Consider the following 16587-nt stretch of genomic DNA (forward strand, 5'->3'; position numbering starts at 1 on the left):
GAGCGCCGCTTCATCGCGGCGCGGCGGGCACTTTGACGCGCACCGGTTCCCGATGGTGTTGCTGCACCTTGACCCGGTCGCGCACCGTGCCGCGTTGAACGGCGTTGGCGTGGAGCCGGTCAGTGAAAGACCGTGCGGGCGGGGCTGTCGTCGCGATAGGCGGCACCACTGCTTGCGTCGATGCATCTGCACCCGAAATGACGATGCGCTCACCGGAAAAGCCGTTGAACCGACCGAACAGCGCATTGCCGTCACCGTCGAGCGCGCTTCCGCCGAGGCCCTTCTTCGCCAGCGTCAACTCGATGTCGCGCACCATCGCCAGCGAGAACGCGACGCCGTCGCGGCTCACATGCTCGGCCGGGTCCATGTACTGCGTGATGCCGAAGTTGTAGATGCTGTCGTCGCGGCGATCTTCTTCGTAGGTCTGGTCCATGCCGCCCGCAACCCGTGTCGCGATGCCGTCCGTGAATGTCTGGCTCAGGCGCTGCGACTCGCGCACCGCCAACTGCACGAACAGCGCGGGCTGCATGCCCTGCGTGATGGTGCGCACCGGCGTGCGGAAGTCGATCGGCCAGATTTGGTCGCCGGCCGGTGGCAGCCGCGACGACGCGCCTTTGATCGTGACCACCAATTGCGCGACGCTGGTGCTGCCGTCCGAATCGGTGATGGTGTAGCTGAACACCTCCGTCAAGGTCTTGCCCTCGCCGAGCGCTGCCACGCGGGCGTTGCTGCCGTTTATTGCGTACGTGTAGCTGCCGTCAGCGGCCAGGCGCAACGAACCGTAGGCGCCGGCCAGCGGCGCACCGCCGACCACGCCGGCACGGCCTTCGAACGAGAAGCCGCTGACAGGCGTCGGCGTGTAATCGGCACCGATGCGATCGGCCACGTCGCCGGGCCCGCGGCCAGGGCCACCGACGAGGTTGCCTGCCACCGTGGCGCCCGGCAGGGCAGTACCGATCGAGGCGGCGTCGCTGCGCGCGGTCGGCACGTCGTCGACGACCAACACGGTCAGCGTGCCACTGGTGGTGTAGCCATCGCGGTCGCGCACCGTGATGGCGATCGGGTCGGTCACCGGACCACCGCCGTGCTGCTGCCTGCCGCCGAGCGTGTAGCTGTAGCCGACGACGCCGGTCGTTGCGTCGTAGCCGGTCAGGGTGATCTGCCCGATGCGGGTGTCGATGACCACCGGCACACCGCCCAGATTGCCGAGCTGCCCCGGCGTCACCGTGGTGCCACCGACCACGATGCTGTCGAGCCCGTCGGGCGCGCCGATGACGAAGTGGCCGTTGGCCGTCTCGCTCGTGTCGGCCACATCGCCCAGGCCGTGTTCGCTCACGTTTGCCTGCCCGGTTGTCGTGGGCCCATCGCTATCGCCCTTGCCAGCGCTGCTGCCGTTGGGGATGTTCAGCGTGGGAACGTCGTTCGTCCCGTTGATGGTGATGGTCAGCGTGGCCGTCGAAGCGTCGCCGTCTGCATCGGTGATGGTGTAACGCATGGTCTCGGTCAGCGTCTCGCCGGCGATCAGGTGTTGCACCGCCGGGTTGCTGTTGTCGAGCGTGTAGCTGTAGCTGCCATCGGGGTTGACGACGATGTGGCCGTATGCCGTGGTCAGTGGACTGCCGACGGTACCGTTGGTGCCGCCGAAAGCGATGCCCGTCACCGGCACGCCGTTGGCGTTGTCGGCACCGTTCAGGTCGTTGCTCTTCACGTTGCCGATCACCGTAGCCGGTCCGTCTTCGGTCACCGCCGCAGCGTCGTTGGCCGCGACCGGCACGTCGTCGACGATGCGCACCTGCAGCACACCGCTGCTGGTGCCGCCGCCCGCATCGAGCACCGTGAGCGCCACTGCATCGACGCTTTCGGTTGCTCCCGGCTGCGCCACCTGGCCGGTCAGCGTGTAGGTGTAGACGATGTTGCCGGCGATCGGCACCGCACCGTTCAGCACGACGCCGTTGAAGCCGGTGAGGGTCAGCGTGCCGTCGGGCGTGGTGATCGTGATCGGCGTGGTGCCGAGTGCCTGCAGCTGCGCTGCGGTGACGACCGTGCCACCGATCGTGACCGACCGCAATCCATCGGCCGCGGCGACCGCGATGGTGCCGGTGTTGCGCTCGCTGGTGTCGGGGCCGCCCAGCCCGTCGACCAGTCCATGCTCGAGCACATCGGTTTGCCCAGTGGCTGAACCGTTGCCATCGACCGGCACGATCGATGGTCCGGCTGCTGCGTCGGTATGGCCCTGGATGGTGATCGTCAGCGTCGTCGGCGACGTGTTCCCGTCGCCATCGGTGATGGTGTAGTTCACCACCTCGGTCAGCGTCTGGCCGGTCTTCAGTGCGTTGACGGTCGGGTTGGTGTTGTCCAGTGTGTAGACGTAGCTGCCGTCGGCATTCAGCGTGACCGTGCCGTAGGCGGTCGCGAGCGCGTTGCCCACGGTGCCGTTCGCTCCACCGAAGCCGACCGCCGTCACCGGGCCGCCCGCGGCGGGGCCGTCCGCGCCGATGCGGTCGTTCGTGGACACGTTGCCACCGACCGTGCCGGGCGTCGCGTCTTCGGTGATCGTGGCCGTATCGGGCCGCGCCGTGGGCACGTCGTTGACGATGCGAACGGTCAGCGTGCCGCCGGCCGTGCCGGTGCTCGGCGCACTGGCCAAGTCGGTCACCACCAAGGCAATGGTGTCGACGCTTTCAGTGGCGCCCGGCGGCTGCGATTGCGTGGCGTTCAGCGTGTAGCTGTAGGCCAGGCTGCCGCCTGAAAAACCGGTGAGCGACAAGGTGCCCTTGCCCGTGTCGATGACGATCGGCGCGGCCGACGTCAAGGCGGCGAGCTGCGCTGCGGTCACGTCGACGCCGCCGACATCGATGCTCTTCAATCCGTCCGGTGCACTCACCGTGATCGAGCCGGTGGTGGTGCGGCTTTGCCCGCCGGGACCGTCGGGTGTCAGTCCCGATTCGAAGACAGTCGCCTGACCCGTCGCAGCGCCGTTGCCATCGACCGGCGTGATGGCCGGTGCGCCATCGGTGTGACCCTGGATGGTGATGGTCAGCTGCGCTGTGTCGGTGCCACCGTGGCCGTCCGACAGCGTGTACGTGTAGACCTCGGTGAGTGTCTGCCCGTTCTTCAATGCGTTGACCGTCGGGTTCGCGTTGTCGACCGCGTACGTGTAGCTGCCGTCGGCGTTGAGTACCAGCGTGCCGTACGCGCCGGCCAGGCCGGACCCGACCGTGCCCGCCGTGCCGGTGCCGGCTTCAGACCCGGTTCGCACGGCGCCGATCAGCAGATCTGCGGTGCGGTTGTCGACGTCGGTGTCAGCCACATCGCCGGCCGCGCCGAGCGCGATCACGTTGCCGGTGATCGGTGCGGTGTCTTCACCGACCGAGCGTGTGTCGTCGTGCGCGACCGGCAGATCGTCGACCGCGGTGATGCGGAGGGTGCCGGCCAGCACGTTGCTGTTGAGCGCTGCGGGTCCGCCTGCGTTGGCGCCGCCGACCTGCGTGTTGTTCCCGTCGTTCACCACGATGGTGTAGCTGCGGTTGCGATTGGCCGGCGTGTCGTAGTTGGTCGGGTTGTCGTTGCTGCTGCGATAGGCCACGCGCTCGATGGCGTCCTGGACTTGTGCCGCCGTGGTGCTCGGGCCGAAAGTGATGACCAGCGGCGTACCGCCGGTGCCGCCACTGACCGAGAAGCCTGCCGGAAGCGGCGTGCCGGAAAGCCCGGAGACGACCAGTTCATCCCCGGTGAAGTAGGTCGCGCCCAGGCTGACGGTGACGCTGCCAGAGCCGAACGCGGGCAGGCCCGGCGTGGTCGACAAGTCGACGTCGTACAGGGTCGCGGAGCCGGCAGTGACCAGCCGGACCTCGGGCACACCGGGCGTGTTGGCCGCATTGGGATATTCCGCCACGTCGCGAACGCCCGTCGTGCCGCCCAGCACCGGTGCGTCGTTGGTCGGCGTGACGGTGACGTCGAAGGTGCGCGTCGTGACGAGATGGTTGTCCGTGCCGTTCTCGTACGAATAGACGCCGTGGTCGTTGTTGCTGCTCGGCGCCAGCACGCCGGGTCGCGCGCCCGTGTTCCCGTTGTCGTCGACCACCACGGTCACCGCGAAGGTGCCGTTCCAGTCGGCCGAAGTGCCCGGGCCGCCCGCATCGGGGTCCGGCAGCCGAACCACGATGGCGTCGACGCGGTTGTTGATCTGGGTCAGCGTGCCGGTCAACACGACCGACAGGCCATCGCCAGAAATCACAGCCGTGCCGCCGGTACCGCCGACGGTCGTGATCGCGAAGCCCGACGGCACCGAGACGGTGGCCGTCAGGATGCTCGTGGCCTGCGCATCCTGGTCGCTGATGTCGATGTTGTTGAGCGTGACCGTGCCACCGGCCTCGGCCACCGTGAGCGGTGTGCCGTCGATGTGCGAGGGGTCGTTGAGGGCCGACGGAAACACCGTGCGGTAGCCCCGACTCACGTTGGCGCTCAGTGCTGCGATGTCGCTGGTCGTCGCTGCATAGGGGTCCACCGCCGTGGTCGGCACGGGTGTCGTTCCGTTGGCGGGCAGGCTCGCGTTCTCGCCGCCATTGGCGGCCGTGCCGGTCAGGTTGCCCAATGCATCGCGCAAGCGGTCGTCGGCAATGACTTCGACGTGATAGCCCTTGTCGGTATTGGCCAGCGTGCCCTCCAGCGCCACCTCCAGGCCATCCAAATAGCTCTGCACCTGTGCCCGCGTGCCACGGATGACCAGCGCGCTTCCAGTGCCGCTGTAAACGCTATCGACGCTCAGGCCCGCGACCGCGTGGTCCGACTGGATGACGACCGCGCCGACGTAGGCTCCGGCGGCCAACGGCGTGCCGTTGGTTTCGGTGATGCGCACGGTCACCTGCAGGAAGTCGACTTCCCCGGTGGTCACGTCGGCGGTGTTGCCGGCGCCGTTGTCGATGTCGTTGGTGATGTCGAGGTCGTTGACGTCGAAGCCGGTGACGGCGGAAGGTGCGGAGCCGCCGGTGAGAAACAGCGGCGTGTCGGCCACGGCGCCACCGGTAAGCGACACGACGGGCGCATCGTTGACCGGCACGATCGTCAGCGCGATCGTCAGGTCTGCCGGCACGTTCGAAACGCTGCCGCTGCCGACGTCCCCGCCGATGCGTGAGCCGCTGTCGTCGACCGACATGCGCAAGGTGACATCGCCAGCGGCCGTGCCATTGAGGTCGTTGTTGACGTTCAAGGCGCTCTGGTAAGTCAGCCCGGTCGCCGCGCCGCTGTTGAGCAGAAACTCGATGTCGCTGGCACGGCCGGTCAGCACCAATGTGCCGGTGTTGTCGCCCTGCACCGTCACCGCCTGATGGCCGCTCAGCGTGACGCTTCCCTGCGTCGCACTGCCGCCCACGCCCAGGGTGCCGCTGGGCACCGTGAATGTCACGCTCACGGGTGTGTCGAATGCAGCCGACTCCGCGTCCGACACGGCGAAGCCGCCGCCGATGTAAGTGGGCTGGTCTTCGTAGACGGTCTGCGATGAAGGCGCGCTCGTCGCGACGGCTTCGTTCACGTCCGATGCATACACACGCACCGAGGCCGCCGAGATGTTCCCGACGATGTCGCCGGTGGTCGGCACCGCGTTGCCGTACCACGTGTACGCGGTGGTCGGCACCGGCGCATCGGTGGTCGCCGGGTCGACGGTGTCGTTCAACGTGCCGCCGTTGGCGCCTGTGGTCAACACGCCCGCACCATCGCGCAAGCGGTCGTCGGCGATCACCTGGACCTGGTAGACCGCGTCACGGTCGCTGCCGAAGGTGACGGTGAGCCCGGCGAGCGCCGTATTCACCTCGGCGCGCGTGCCCCTCAACGTGAGGTAGTCGCCTGCGCCGTCTTTGTCGCCATCGCGTGTGGCGCTTCCCAGTGTGGTGGTGTCGATCGTCACGCCCGTGTAATCACTGGTGCCGAAAGCCGTTCCGGTGCTGTTGAGCAGCCGCACCGTCACCTGGATGAAGTCCTGCTCACCCGCCGTGATAGCAACCAGGTCGGGGTCGGCGACGCTGAAGCCCGCGACCGGGTTGTCGGCTGCGATCGTGCTGGCGAGAGCGATCGGGCCGGCCGGTGCCGTCACCACCGGTGCATCGTTGGTCGGCGTGACGTAGATCCAGAACTCGGTGTTCGCCTGTTCGCCGCCGCCGTCGGACAGCGCGAAGGTGAACTTGTCGTCTTGCCCGGTGGCATACGCCGTACCGGCGGTTTCGGTGCCGTCGTGCACGTAGAAGACCCGGCCGGCTTCGATGTCTGCCTGGGTGAACGACGAGTTGACACCGAGCACTTTGACCGTCGCGCCGCCATCGGTGGAGTACGCGACGTAGCCGTGTACCGGCGCGCTCGTGATGCGGTATTGCACCTGTGTGGCGGTGCTGTCGGGGTCGTAGGCCTGCAAGAGCGCCGAGCTGATGACGGCTTTGCCGCCTTCGTTCACATAGAGCGGATCGTTGGTCGGCGCATGGTTGGATGGGGCTGCGATGGCATTGGGCGAGTCCGACGGCACCGTCGGATCGGCCAGGTCGGGCCTTGCCGCGATCGTCGGCGGGTCGTTGACGTTGGTGATCTGGATGTTGACCGGGCCGGTGTTCGACAAAGCGCCCCAACGGTCGACGGCGTGCACGTTGAAAGAGGCGCTGCGCGTCTCCGAGCCGTTGCTGACGAAGCGCAGGCCCGTGGTGCCGGCGTCGCCGGTGATCAGCGATGCATCGATGAGCGTGGACCCGACGACGACGCTGTTCCAGTGGCCGCCGCCATCGGTGGAGTACTGCAGGATGCCGCCTGCTGGCGCAGTGTCGATGACGAACTTCAGCGCGTTGGCGCCGGTCGCATCGTTGTTGATGGCGTAATTGTTACCGCCGCCCACAAGCGTCGTGGTGCCTTCGAGGTAGGGCTCGCTGGTCGCGTCGTCCGGGTCTGAAATACGGAGTTGCCCCGTCGTGATGCCTACCGTCGCGCCTTCGGCGACCACCGCGGCCGACCCGCCGGTGACCACCGGCGCGTCGTTCACCGGTTTTATGAAGAAACTGAAGGTGGTGGTCCAGTTGTCGGGGTGCACGGTACCGGGATTGGCAGGGTCCGCTACCAGCACGCCGGCCGACGCAGACAGTCGCACGCTCGACTCGAAGTCTTCGCTGTCGGGGTTGTGTTCGTAGCGGACCGCACCGTTGTTCAGGTCGGCCTGCGTGAAGGTGTCGTACGCATTGAGCTTGATCCAGCTACCGCCGACCAGACGCTCGATAGCGCCGTTCCAGTTGGGGTCGCTGACGCCGTCGAGCCCGAGGATGGTGTAGACCACCTGCGACGGTGGCACGCCGTCGACGGTGTAGCTCAAGCCCGGCGCGGCCGTGAAGTCGGAGCCGGTCCCGCCTAGAACCACCGAGCCGTTTTCGTCCAGCACACCACGCGCCGACCCCGAGGTGTTGGTGCCGGCGTACGAGGAATCCGCGTGCGCAGCGAGGTAGGTCGGCGCCGTGAACTGGGAGGTGTTTCCGGTCGGCGTCGGCTGCAGGTCGATGGTGAAGTTGAAGGTGTGCAGCTGGTCGTCCGCCAGATTGCCCGGCGTGCCGAGGTCGTCGTAGACACCGCCCACGCGCTGCAGGCTGGTGCCGTCGCTGTTCCAGCGCAGGCTCTGCGTGTTGTCGACCAACTGGAAGTCGAAGGTGTCGGTGTCGCCTGCGACCGCGCCTTTCGTTTGCACGTACTCCACGCGACCGGCGCGCACGTCGGCCATGGTGAACACCCCGCCGATGGGCAGCAACTTGCCGTTGAGCAACAGCGAGCCCTGATCGAGCCCGGCCTGCGACGTGACCGCGAAAGTCAGCCGGTCGTCGCTCGAGTCCACATCCGTCGCGTTGAGCAGCGCGGTCGTGAGCGTAACGGCGTACGGCCCGCCGTACGTTCCCAGGGAGTCCCCCGCCGCCGTCACCGTAGCGACCGGCGTCGGCGACGACGTCAGAACCGGGTCGTCGTTGATAGGGCGCACGTTGATGCCGATGTGGGTCGTGCCCGTGACGCCAGGCGTGCCCGTGCCGCCGCCGCCGTCTGCGACCACCACATCGAAACCATCGGCGTACGGATAGGGCGTCGAAGGGTCCTGGTCGCGGTTGCCGGTGTTGCTGTAGGTGAGTCCGCTGCGCGCCGTGTAGGCGAAGGTGAAACCGGCCGTGATGTCGTCCGACGTGACCAGGTGTCCGGTGCTGTACGTGACGGTCGAGCCGTCGGTCCGCGTGATCGTGCCTGCGAAGAAAAGCGTGCCGTCTGTCGGCAGCGCAGTAAGGCGAACGGTGAGCGTGCCATCGGCATCGTCGCCACCGCCCGAAGCAGTGATGAAGCTGCCGACATCCGACTGCGCTGTGGCACCGTCGTGCGCATTGGCAGGCTGGCCTTCGTAGATGTTTCCCGAGCCCGCGGCCGTTGGCAGCTGGTTGAACGGCGTGATGTTCAGCGTGATGGTGGCGGGGTCTGAAAGGTTGGCGGGCGTCGCGCCGTCGTTCACCTTGACCGTGAAGCTGTCGGCGGTGTTCTGGTCGGCGCCGATGCCGGTGTGCACGTAGATCACGTGGTTCGCGATCACATCCGCCTGCGTGAAGACCGAGCCCACGCCGAGTCGGTTGCCGTCCAGCGAGAGATAGCCGTAGCGCGGGTTGCCCGTGACCGAATAGACGATCTGTCCGGGCGTTTGCGTCGGTGTCGCGGCATCGACTTCCGGGTCGCGGGCGTTGAGCGTCGTGGCAGTCAGTACCGTGCTGCCCACCTCGGCCACGCTTTGCGACGAGTCGCCCAGAACGGTCGGGTCATTGGAAGGCGTGACCGTGACGGACAGCGTCTTCGTCGCGGTGAGGGACGGCGTCGCCGAGTCGGCAACGGTCACCCTGATGACGGCTTGTGCGGCGGTCACACCGAGTTCGGTGTCGGTCGCATGAAAGACGATGCCGTTGAGCCAGGAGTTGGCCGCTGCCACGGTCCCGCTGAAGGACAGCGACGACGCGGCAGTGCCGGTGGCGCCCGCCGTCAGGCCGCCGACGATCGTGTCGGGATTGCCGTCTGCCGCGCCGTTGACCAGGCCGTCGACGGACACGGTGACGGACACGTTGCCCGAGGCATCGGCAATGGTCCAGCCGCTCAACTGCACCGCGTCGGCGCCGGGTGCATTCAGCGTGCTCGGCTCGGCGACGTTGAGCTTGGTCACGGTCGTGTCGACCGTCGGCTGCGCAAGCAGGCCGTCGTATCCAGCGTCGGCGAAGGGCTTGGCCTCGATGTGGCCGACCGATGCTTCGAGCGTCCAGTCGCCGCCCAGCCGCGCCGCACCGGTTGCGTTGGTCGAGGCCGCGATGTCGGCACCGGTCAGGCTTGCCATCTGCAGCAGCAGGCCATTGCCTTGCTGGGCCACGTCGCATCCGTACAAAAGGATGTCGCCATTGGCGGTCAGGCTGGCGCCGATGGCTTGCCATGCCGCGGCATGTTCGGCGATGTTGTCGGTCGTGATCGTGCTGTTGCCGAGCGTGATTTCGCCGGCAGCGCCGTGGCTCACGATCGACAGCGCGCTGATATCGGTGCGACCCCTGAGCGCGTTCGCCAGTTGCGTTGCGCCGTCGGAGTTCGCGTCGATCAGGATGACATCGCTGCCCTTGGGCAACGCGCCGACGATCTGCTGCCAGTCAGCCACGCTCTGGTCTATGACGTATACGACGTGAGGAGCGGTGTCGGTCGGCGGTGCAATCGCCAAGGCGGCGATGGAACGGTCGGCAGACTCCGTCAATACCGCGGGAGTGCTTTGGGTGCTGTGGTCCGCGGCATGGTCCACACTGCGATTGGCCGGCGGCAGGAGCGGCGAAGCAGGTGCAGCAGCGGGCAGAGGAGGCGGCGCCTCGGCGTGATGGCCGTCGGTTGAATCTGCGGAATGAGCGGCGGCTGCCACCACGAGCGCGGCTCCGTCGAACAGTTGGCGACTTTCGAGTGCGTAACGGTGCGATTGCGGCCGAAGAAGTGAAGCGAGACGGGTCAGGGGCAGCATTCGTGGGATCCACTCAACACTTAAGCATTCACAGTGGCACTGCAATGCTTGCAAGAGTTGTCAACAAGAGGTGAATGTTAGTGCTCATTGTGTAAATAACCCGCGTCGGCACTCGACTTGATCCTCGAACGTTGTGTTCATGACGAACAAACGAACGCCTTCGTACTAATTCATGGTTGTGTACGTAAGACCTCGTTCGTCAGCATGGGATGACACAAGGTCGCGTCATAGGCAACTGTTCGCAGCGCCACCGGGCTCGTACGTTCGGTTTTTCAAACCTCACTGGCAGACCACCGAACATGACCACCACCAACGAACACGACAAGCTTTTCGACCTGATAAAGGACACACGCTTCGGCATGCTGACCCACCGCCATAGCGACGGTCAGCTGCACAGTCACCCGCTGACCACGCAGAACAAAAAGGTCGATGAGGCCTCGACGCTCTACTTCTTCGTGCCGAAAGATGGCGACATCGCCAAGCACGTGGCGAGCGACGGCAGCGTGAACGTGGCGTATGCGAACACCGATGCCGACAGCTATGTGTCTGTCACGGGTCAGGCGTCGCTGCTGGAAGATCAGGCCAAAAAGAACGAGTTGTTCAACCCTGCCGCCAAGGCGTGGTTTCCCAAGGGTCCGACCGACCCGAACGTGGGCTTGCTCGCCGTCAAGATCCTCGATGCGGAATACTGGGACGTTACCGACAGCAAGATGGTCCAGCTCTTCAAGATAGCCAAAGCCGCGATGACCGGCGATCCACTGAAAGATCTGGGCGAGCACAAGAAACTGAACGTGACCTGAGGCTCCGGATCCGGTCGCCGTGCAGCGACGAAGGCCGGTACGCGGACAAAAAAAAGCCCCGCGTCGCGGGGCTTTTTTTGTGGATAGGCGCTGCGGTGGCCGTCAGGTCAGGCCGCCACGGTGTCCGCCACCGCCTGATATTCCTCGATCTTGTCGAAGTTGAGATACTGATAGATCTGTGCGCTCGACGCATCGAGCACGCCGACGCTGTCCATGTACTCGGCCTTGGTCGGGATGCGACCGAGGCGCGAGCAGATGGCGGCCAACTCGGCGCTGCCCAGGTATACGTTGGAGTTCTTGCCCAATCGGTTGGGAAAGTTCCGGGTGCTGGTCGACATGACCGTCGCGCCTTCGCGTACCTGCGCCTGGTTGCCCATGCACAGCGAGCAGCCCGGCATCTCGGTGCGTGCACCGGCATTGCCGAACACGCCATAGTGGCCTTCTTCGCTCAACTGCTGCGCGTCCATCTTGGTCGGCGGTGCGATCCACAGCTTGACCGGAATGTCGCGCTTACCTTCGAGCAGCTTTGACGCCGCACGGAAGTGACCGATGTTGGTCATGCACGAGCCGATGAACACTTCGTCGATCTGTACGCCCGCCACGTCGGACAGCGTCTTCACATCATCCGGGTCGTTAGGGCAGGCACAGATCGGTTCATGGATGTCGGCTAGGTCGATCTCGATGACGGCGGCGTAGTCGGCATCGGCGTCGCCCTTCATCAACTGTGGATCTTTCAGCCAGGCTTCTTGCGCAGCGATGCGGCGCGCCAGGGTGCGGCCATCTGCATAGCCTTCGGCGATCATCCAGCGCATCAAGGTGATGTTGCTGTTGATGTACTCCATGATCGGTTCTTTGTTCAGGTGCACCGTGCAGCCTGCCGCCGAGCGTTCGGCCGATGCGTCACTGAGCTCGAAAGCCTGTTCGACCTTGAGGTCGGGCAGGCCTTCGATCTCCAGGATGCGGCCTGAGAACACATTGACCTTGCCTTGCTTGGCGACCGTCAACAGGCCGGCCTTGATGGCGTACAGCGGGATCGCGTTGACCAGGTCACGCAAGGTGACGCCGGGCTGCATCTTTCCCTTGAAGCGCACCAGCACCGACTCGGGCATGTCCAACGGCATCACGCCGGTGGCGGCAGCAAAAGCCACCAGGCCGGAGCCGGCCGGAAAGCTGATGCCGATCGGAAAGCGCGTGTGGCTGTCGCCGCCGGTGCCGACGGTGTCGGGCGTCAGCAGGCGGTTGAGCCACGAGTGAATCACGCCGTCGCCGGGACGCAAAGACACACCGCCGCGCGTGGCCATGAAGTCTGGCAACTCGTGGTGCATCTTGACGTCGACCTTCTTCGGGTACGCCGCGGTGTGGCAGAACGACTGCATGACGAGGTCGGCGCTGAAGCCCAGGCAGGCCAGGTCTTTCAGCTCGTCACGGGTCATCGGGCCGGTCGTGTCTTGCGAGCCCACGCTGGTCATCTTCGGCTCGCAATACGTGCCAGGGCGTACGCCCTGCTGATTGCCGTCGACCACTGGCAGACCGCAGGCGCGGCCGACCATCTTTTGCGCAAGCGTGAAGCCTTTGTGCGTGTCGACCGGGCTGATCGGCAAGCGGAACAGCGTCGACACCGGCAGGCCGAGCGCTTCACGCGCCTTGGTCGTCAGGCCGCGTCCGATGATCAAAGGAATGCGGCCACCGGCGCGCACTTCGTCGAACAGCACGTCGCTCTTGACCTGGAACTCGGCGATGACCTTGCCGTCTTTCAGCGCGCGGCCTTCGTACGGACGCAGCTCGACCACGTCGCCCATTTCCATCTGGCTCACGTCGAGCTCGATCGGCAGCGCTCCCGAGTCTTCCATCGTGTTGTAGAAGATCGGCGCGATCTTGCCGCCCAGGCAGACGCCGCCGAAGCGCTTGTTGGGCACGTACGGGATGTCTTCGCCGGTGAACCACAACACCGAGTTGGTGGCGCTCTTGCGGCTGGAGCCGGTGCCGACCACGTCGCCGACATAGGCCACGAGGTTGCCACGGGCGCGCAGGTCACCGATGAACTTCACCGGGCCGCGCTTGCCGTCTTCTTCGGGCAAAGCACGCTCATCGAGCCCGGGGCGGGCGTTCTTGTGCATGGCCAACGCGTGCATCGGGATGTCAGGGCGGCTGAAGGCATCGGGCGCCGGCGACAGGTCGTCGGTGTTGATTTCACCGGGCACCTTGAAGATGCTGACGGTGATGCTTTGCGGAACTTCGGGCCGGCTGGTGAACCATTCGGCATCGGCCCAGCTTTGCAGCACGGCGATGGCGTTGGCATTGCCCTTGTCGGCCTTTTCCTTGACGTCGTGGAACTGGTCGAACATCAATAGGGTTTTCTTCAAGCCTTCGGCCGCGACCGGGCCGACTTCCGGGTCGTCGAGCAGGTCGACCATCGGGCCGATGTTGTAGCCGCCGAGCATGGTGCCGAGCAGTTCGGTCGCACGGGCACGCGACATCAGCAACGTCTTTTCGGTGCCATGCGCCACGGCCGCTAGGTAGCTGGCCTTGACCTTGGCCGCGTCGTCGACGCCGGCCGGTACGCGGTAGGTGATCAGGTTGAGCAAAAACTCGCCGTCTTTCGACGTCGCGTTTTTCATGAGCTCGATGACTTCGGACGTTTGCTGCGCGGTGAGCGGCAGCGGCGGAATGCCGAGTGCAGCGCGCTCGGCAACATGATCAACGTAGGCTTGCAACATCTTTTTCTCCAGAACGGGGCAGATCGGGACTGCCGGAAAGCAGGGGCGGAAAGCGGAGCCGCTCGAGCGACAAGCAAGAGCCGCGCCGCGGGACAGGCCCCCAGCGGTAGGGCAGCGATTACTTCTTGACGGGCTTTTTCGCGGTCGAGGCCGGAGCAGGAGCGGCCGCCTGGGTCGCAACTTCAGTGCTCTTGGTATTGGCTGGGGCATCCGCGCCCTCGAACAAGCTCTTCGGCGGGTTCTTCTTCATTTCTTCCGCAAACGCGACCTGCTCTGCCGTCTGGCATTCGTCGGCGATGCGCAAGCCGGCCGACTGGTTCATCAACATCGACTTGTTGCCGAGCTGCAGCCACACCGCGCCCTGGCGCGGGTCTTCGAGGCGAATGGCGCCGGTGCGGCTTTCGACCGGGTGCATGCGGAAACGCTGATTCTTGGTGCTCACGGAGAAATAGCCCGGCTTCTTTTCGTCGAGCTGCACCGACACATCGGCGCCGAGTTCGCACTGCGCGCGGCCGACCGAAACGCGACGGGCGACGGCCAGATCGGCCTCGGACAATTCGACGTCGACTTCCTGGCTCACAGGAGTGACTTCTTCGACCGCCTTGGCGGCGCGCCGCGTGACTTGGTGCTTTTTCGGAGCGTGCTTTCCGGTGGTCGACTTGGCAGCGGTCGTTGCGGCGGGCTTGTCCCTCGTTTGTGCAATGGCTGCCAACGGCAAGGCCAGCGCGAGGGCGGCGATCAGAGCGAGTTTTTTCATGGGGTCTCCTTGATGAGGTTCGTGGGGTTCAGAAAGCCGGGCCAGCAAACCAGGCTTGGGCTTCAGAGGGGAGCGCGCGCCCGGTAGCGTGCGCGCGCGCGAGGACTTGCCAAAAATGGCGATAGCTGGCGCGGTCGTGCAGCGCGCCTTCGAAGCTGACCGGCGCCCAGTCGGCGCCGACTGCGGCCAGCAAGATTCTCGTCGCGACATCGATCTGCGCTTCGTCGGGCGCAAACGCGTCGAGGATGGGGCGAATCTGGTTCGGGTGGATGCTCCACATGCGGGTGTAGCCGAACAGGGTCGCCGCTTTTTTTGCGGCGGCGCGCATCGCATCGATGTCGCTGAATTCGGTCACGACGCAATGCGACGGCACCTTGCCGTACGCATGCGCCGCCGAGGCGATGGCCAGCTTGGCGCGCACCACCAGTGGATGAACGAACTGCCCGATGGCACCCATGCCATCGGCCGGAATCGCGCCGGCATGTGCCGACACGAAATCCATCAGTCCGAAGCTAAGCGACTGCACTCGTGGATGCGCAGCGATCTCGAAGGCGTTGTGCACTGCCAGCGGCGATTCGATCAGCACGTGCAGCGGAAGTGCCTCTGCATCGACCGCGTCGAGTGCAGCGACGGCTTGCAGCACATCGGCGATCGACTCGACCTTCGGCACCATCAGATGGCTCAAGGTGCCCGCGGCGCGACCGGCGATGGTCATCACGTCACCCGGAAACGCGGGATGGTCGACAGGATGCACCCGCACACCCACGCGCATGCCGGGCTTGGCGCCCAACGCGAGTTCGGTTACCAGCGCAGCGTGTTCGGATTCACCGCCGACCGGCGCGCCGTCTTCGCAGTCGAGCGTCACATCGAAGACACAAGCGCCGAACTCTTCGGCCATGTCGGCCTGGAGTGCGAGGCTTTTTCTCATGCGGACTTCGACGCCACTGTAGTGATCGCAGACCGGCAGCACGATCGCGCCAGCCTGCGCACCCAACAGCACGTCGCCGGGATGGGCTGTCTTCATGTCTGGCGCCGCAGCTCGAGCATCGGCGACGCGATCAGAGCAGGTGAGCGACGCCGGCTTGTTCGTCGGTCAGTTCCTTGAGCGTCTTGTCGATGCGTTCCTGGCTGAAGGCGTCGATCACCAAGCCTTCGACGATCTTGTATTCACCGTTTTCACAGGTGACCGGGAAGCCGAACATGACGTCCTTCGGAATGCCGTATTCGCCATTCGACGGGATGCCCATCGTCACCCATTTGCCGTGGGTACCCAGGGCCCAGTCGCGCATGTGGTCGATGGCGGCGTTGGCAGCCGAAGCTGCCGACGACGATCCGCGCGCTTCGATGATGGCTGCGCCGCGCTTGCCGACGGTCGGCAAGAAGGTGTTGGCGTTCCATTCCTGGTCGTTGATCATCTTGGCGACGCTCTCGCCGTTGATGGTCGCGAAGCGATAGTCGGCGTACATCGTGGGCGAGTGGTTACCCCACACCGTCAGCTTCTCAATGTCGGCCACCGGCTTACCGGTCTTGGCGGCGATCTGACTGGCAGCGCGGTTGTGGTCCAGGCGCAGCATGGCGGTGAAGTTCTTGGCAGGCAGGCCCGGTGCGCTCTTCATCGCGATGTAGGCGTTGGTGTTGGCTGGGTTGCCGACCACCAGAACCTTGACGTTGCGGCTGGCGACGGCGTCGAGCGCCTTGCCTTGCGCCGTGAAGATCGCGCCGTTGACGGCCAGGAGTTCAGCGCGCTCCATGCCCGGCCCGCGGGGGCGCGAACCGACCAACAAAGCGTAGTCGGCATCCTTGAAAGCTGTCATCGGATCGCCATGGGCTTCCATGCCGACCAGCAGCGGGAAAGCGCAATCGTCGAGTTCCATCATCACGCCTTTGAGCGCTTTTTGCGGGCCTTCAACCGGCACTTCGAGCAGTTGCAGGATGACCGGTTGGTCTTTGCCGAGCATTTCGCCGGAAGCGATGCGAAACAACAGGGCATAACCGATTTGACCGGCTGCGCCGGTGACGGCAACGCGGACGGGTTTTTTGCTCATGGGGAGACTCCAGAAGGTGAGAAACAGGTAGCTGACGGGTGTCGGGAGGCGCAGGGCCGGCCGGCATTTTATGCCCATTCGAGGTTTCGATGGCGCCCGTCTTATGTCTTAAAATATAACAGTCATTAGTGTACACTAACTTCCTGCTAAGTCATTGATTTCATTGAAATCCTGATTTTCCTGATTTGGATATGACCCCCTTCTTATGTCGCCCAAACCGCGTTTTTACCGTAAATTTGCGCTGTTC

General features: G+C 65.2%; 6 protein-coding genes. 1 reads left to right on the forward strand and 5 read right to left on the reverse strand.

What is annotated here, in order from left to right:
* Positions 1–10 precede the first annotated feature (10 nt).
* Positions 11–10021: a cadherin-like domain-containing protein gene (locus QN413_RS10745; protein WP_323496603.1), complete on the reverse strand. Its 10011-nt coding sequence runs from the start codon at positions 10019–10021 to the stop codon at positions 11–13.
* A gap of 299 nt (positions 10022–10320) precedes the next feature.
* Between QN413_RS10745 and QN413_RS10750 the strand changes: the two genes are divergently transcribed.
* Positions 10321–10821 (forward strand): pyridoxamine 5'-phosphate oxidase family protein, encoded by a 501-nt coding sequence (locus tag QN413_RS10750; protein ID WP_323496604.1) that lies wholly within the window; start codon positions 10321–10323, stop codon positions 10819–10821.
* A gap of 107 nt (positions 10822–10928) precedes the next feature.
* Here QN413_RS10750 and QN413_RS10755 read toward each other — a convergent pair whose 3' ends face one another.
* The 4 genes from QN413_RS10755 to QN413_RS10770 all read right to left on the reverse strand — a co-directional run bounded on the left by QN413_RS10755 (position 10929) and on the right by QN413_RS10770 (position 16340).
* A complete protein-coding gene (locus QN413_RS10755; RefSeq protein ID WP_323496605.1) occupies positions 10929–13538 on the reverse strand; it encodes a bifunctional aconitate hydratase 2/2-methylisocitrate dehydratase in 2610 nt (869 codons plus the stop codon).
* A gap of 118 nt (positions 13539–13656) precedes the next feature.
* Positions 13657–14295, reverse strand: a complete 639-nt coding sequence (locus QN413_RS10760) for a hypothetical protein (protein WP_323496606.1) — start codon at positions 14293–14295, stop codon at positions 13657–13659.
* Positions 14296–14323: 28 nt separating this feature from the next.
* Complete coding sequence (locus tag QN413_RS10765; protein ID WP_323496607.1) at positions 14324–15319, reverse strand: HpcH/HpaI aldolase/citrate lyase family protein; 996 nt, start codon at positions 15317–15319, stop codon at positions 14324–14326.
* A gap of 34 nt (positions 15320–15353) precedes the next feature.
* Positions 15354–16340 (reverse strand): malate dehydrogenase, encoded by a 987-nt coding sequence (locus QN413_RS10770; protein ID WP_187052692.1) that lies wholly within the window; start codon positions 16338–16340, stop codon positions 15354–15356.
* Positions 16341–16587 lie beyond the last annotated feature (247 nt).

The organism is Variovorax sp. LG9.2, assembly GCF_035018885.1.
GTDB lineage: Bacteria > Pseudomonadota > Gammaproteobacteria > Burkholderiales > Burkholderiaceae_C > Variovorax.

What these genes read in the sequence shown, in the direction of transcription:
- QN413_RS10745 (WP_323496603.1), bottom strand. Translation starts at nt 10,021, where the DNA reads ATGCTGCCCCTGACCCGTCTCGCTTCACTTCTTCGGCCGCAATCGCAC.
- QN413_RS10750 (WP_323496604.1), top strand. Translation starts at nt 10,321, where the DNA reads ATGACCACCACCAACGAACACGACAAGCTTTTCGACCTGATAAAGGAC.
- QN413_RS10755 (WP_323496605.1), bottom strand. Translation starts at nt 13,538, where the DNA reads ATGTTGCAAGCCTACGTTGATCATGTTGCCGAGCGCGCTGCACTCGGC.
- QN413_RS10760 (WP_323496606.1), bottom strand. Translation starts at nt 14,295, where the DNA reads ATGAAAAAACTCGCTCTGATCGCCGCCCTCGCGCTGGCCTTGCCGTTG.
- QN413_RS10765 (WP_323496607.1), bottom strand. Translation starts at nt 15,319, where the DNA reads ATGAAGACAGCCCATCCCGGCGACGTGCTGTTGGGTGCGCAGGCTGGC.
- QN413_RS10770 (WP_187052692.1), bottom strand. Translation starts at nt 16,340, where the DNA reads ATGAGCAAAAAACCCGTCCGCGTTGCCGTCACCGGCGCAGCCGGTCAA.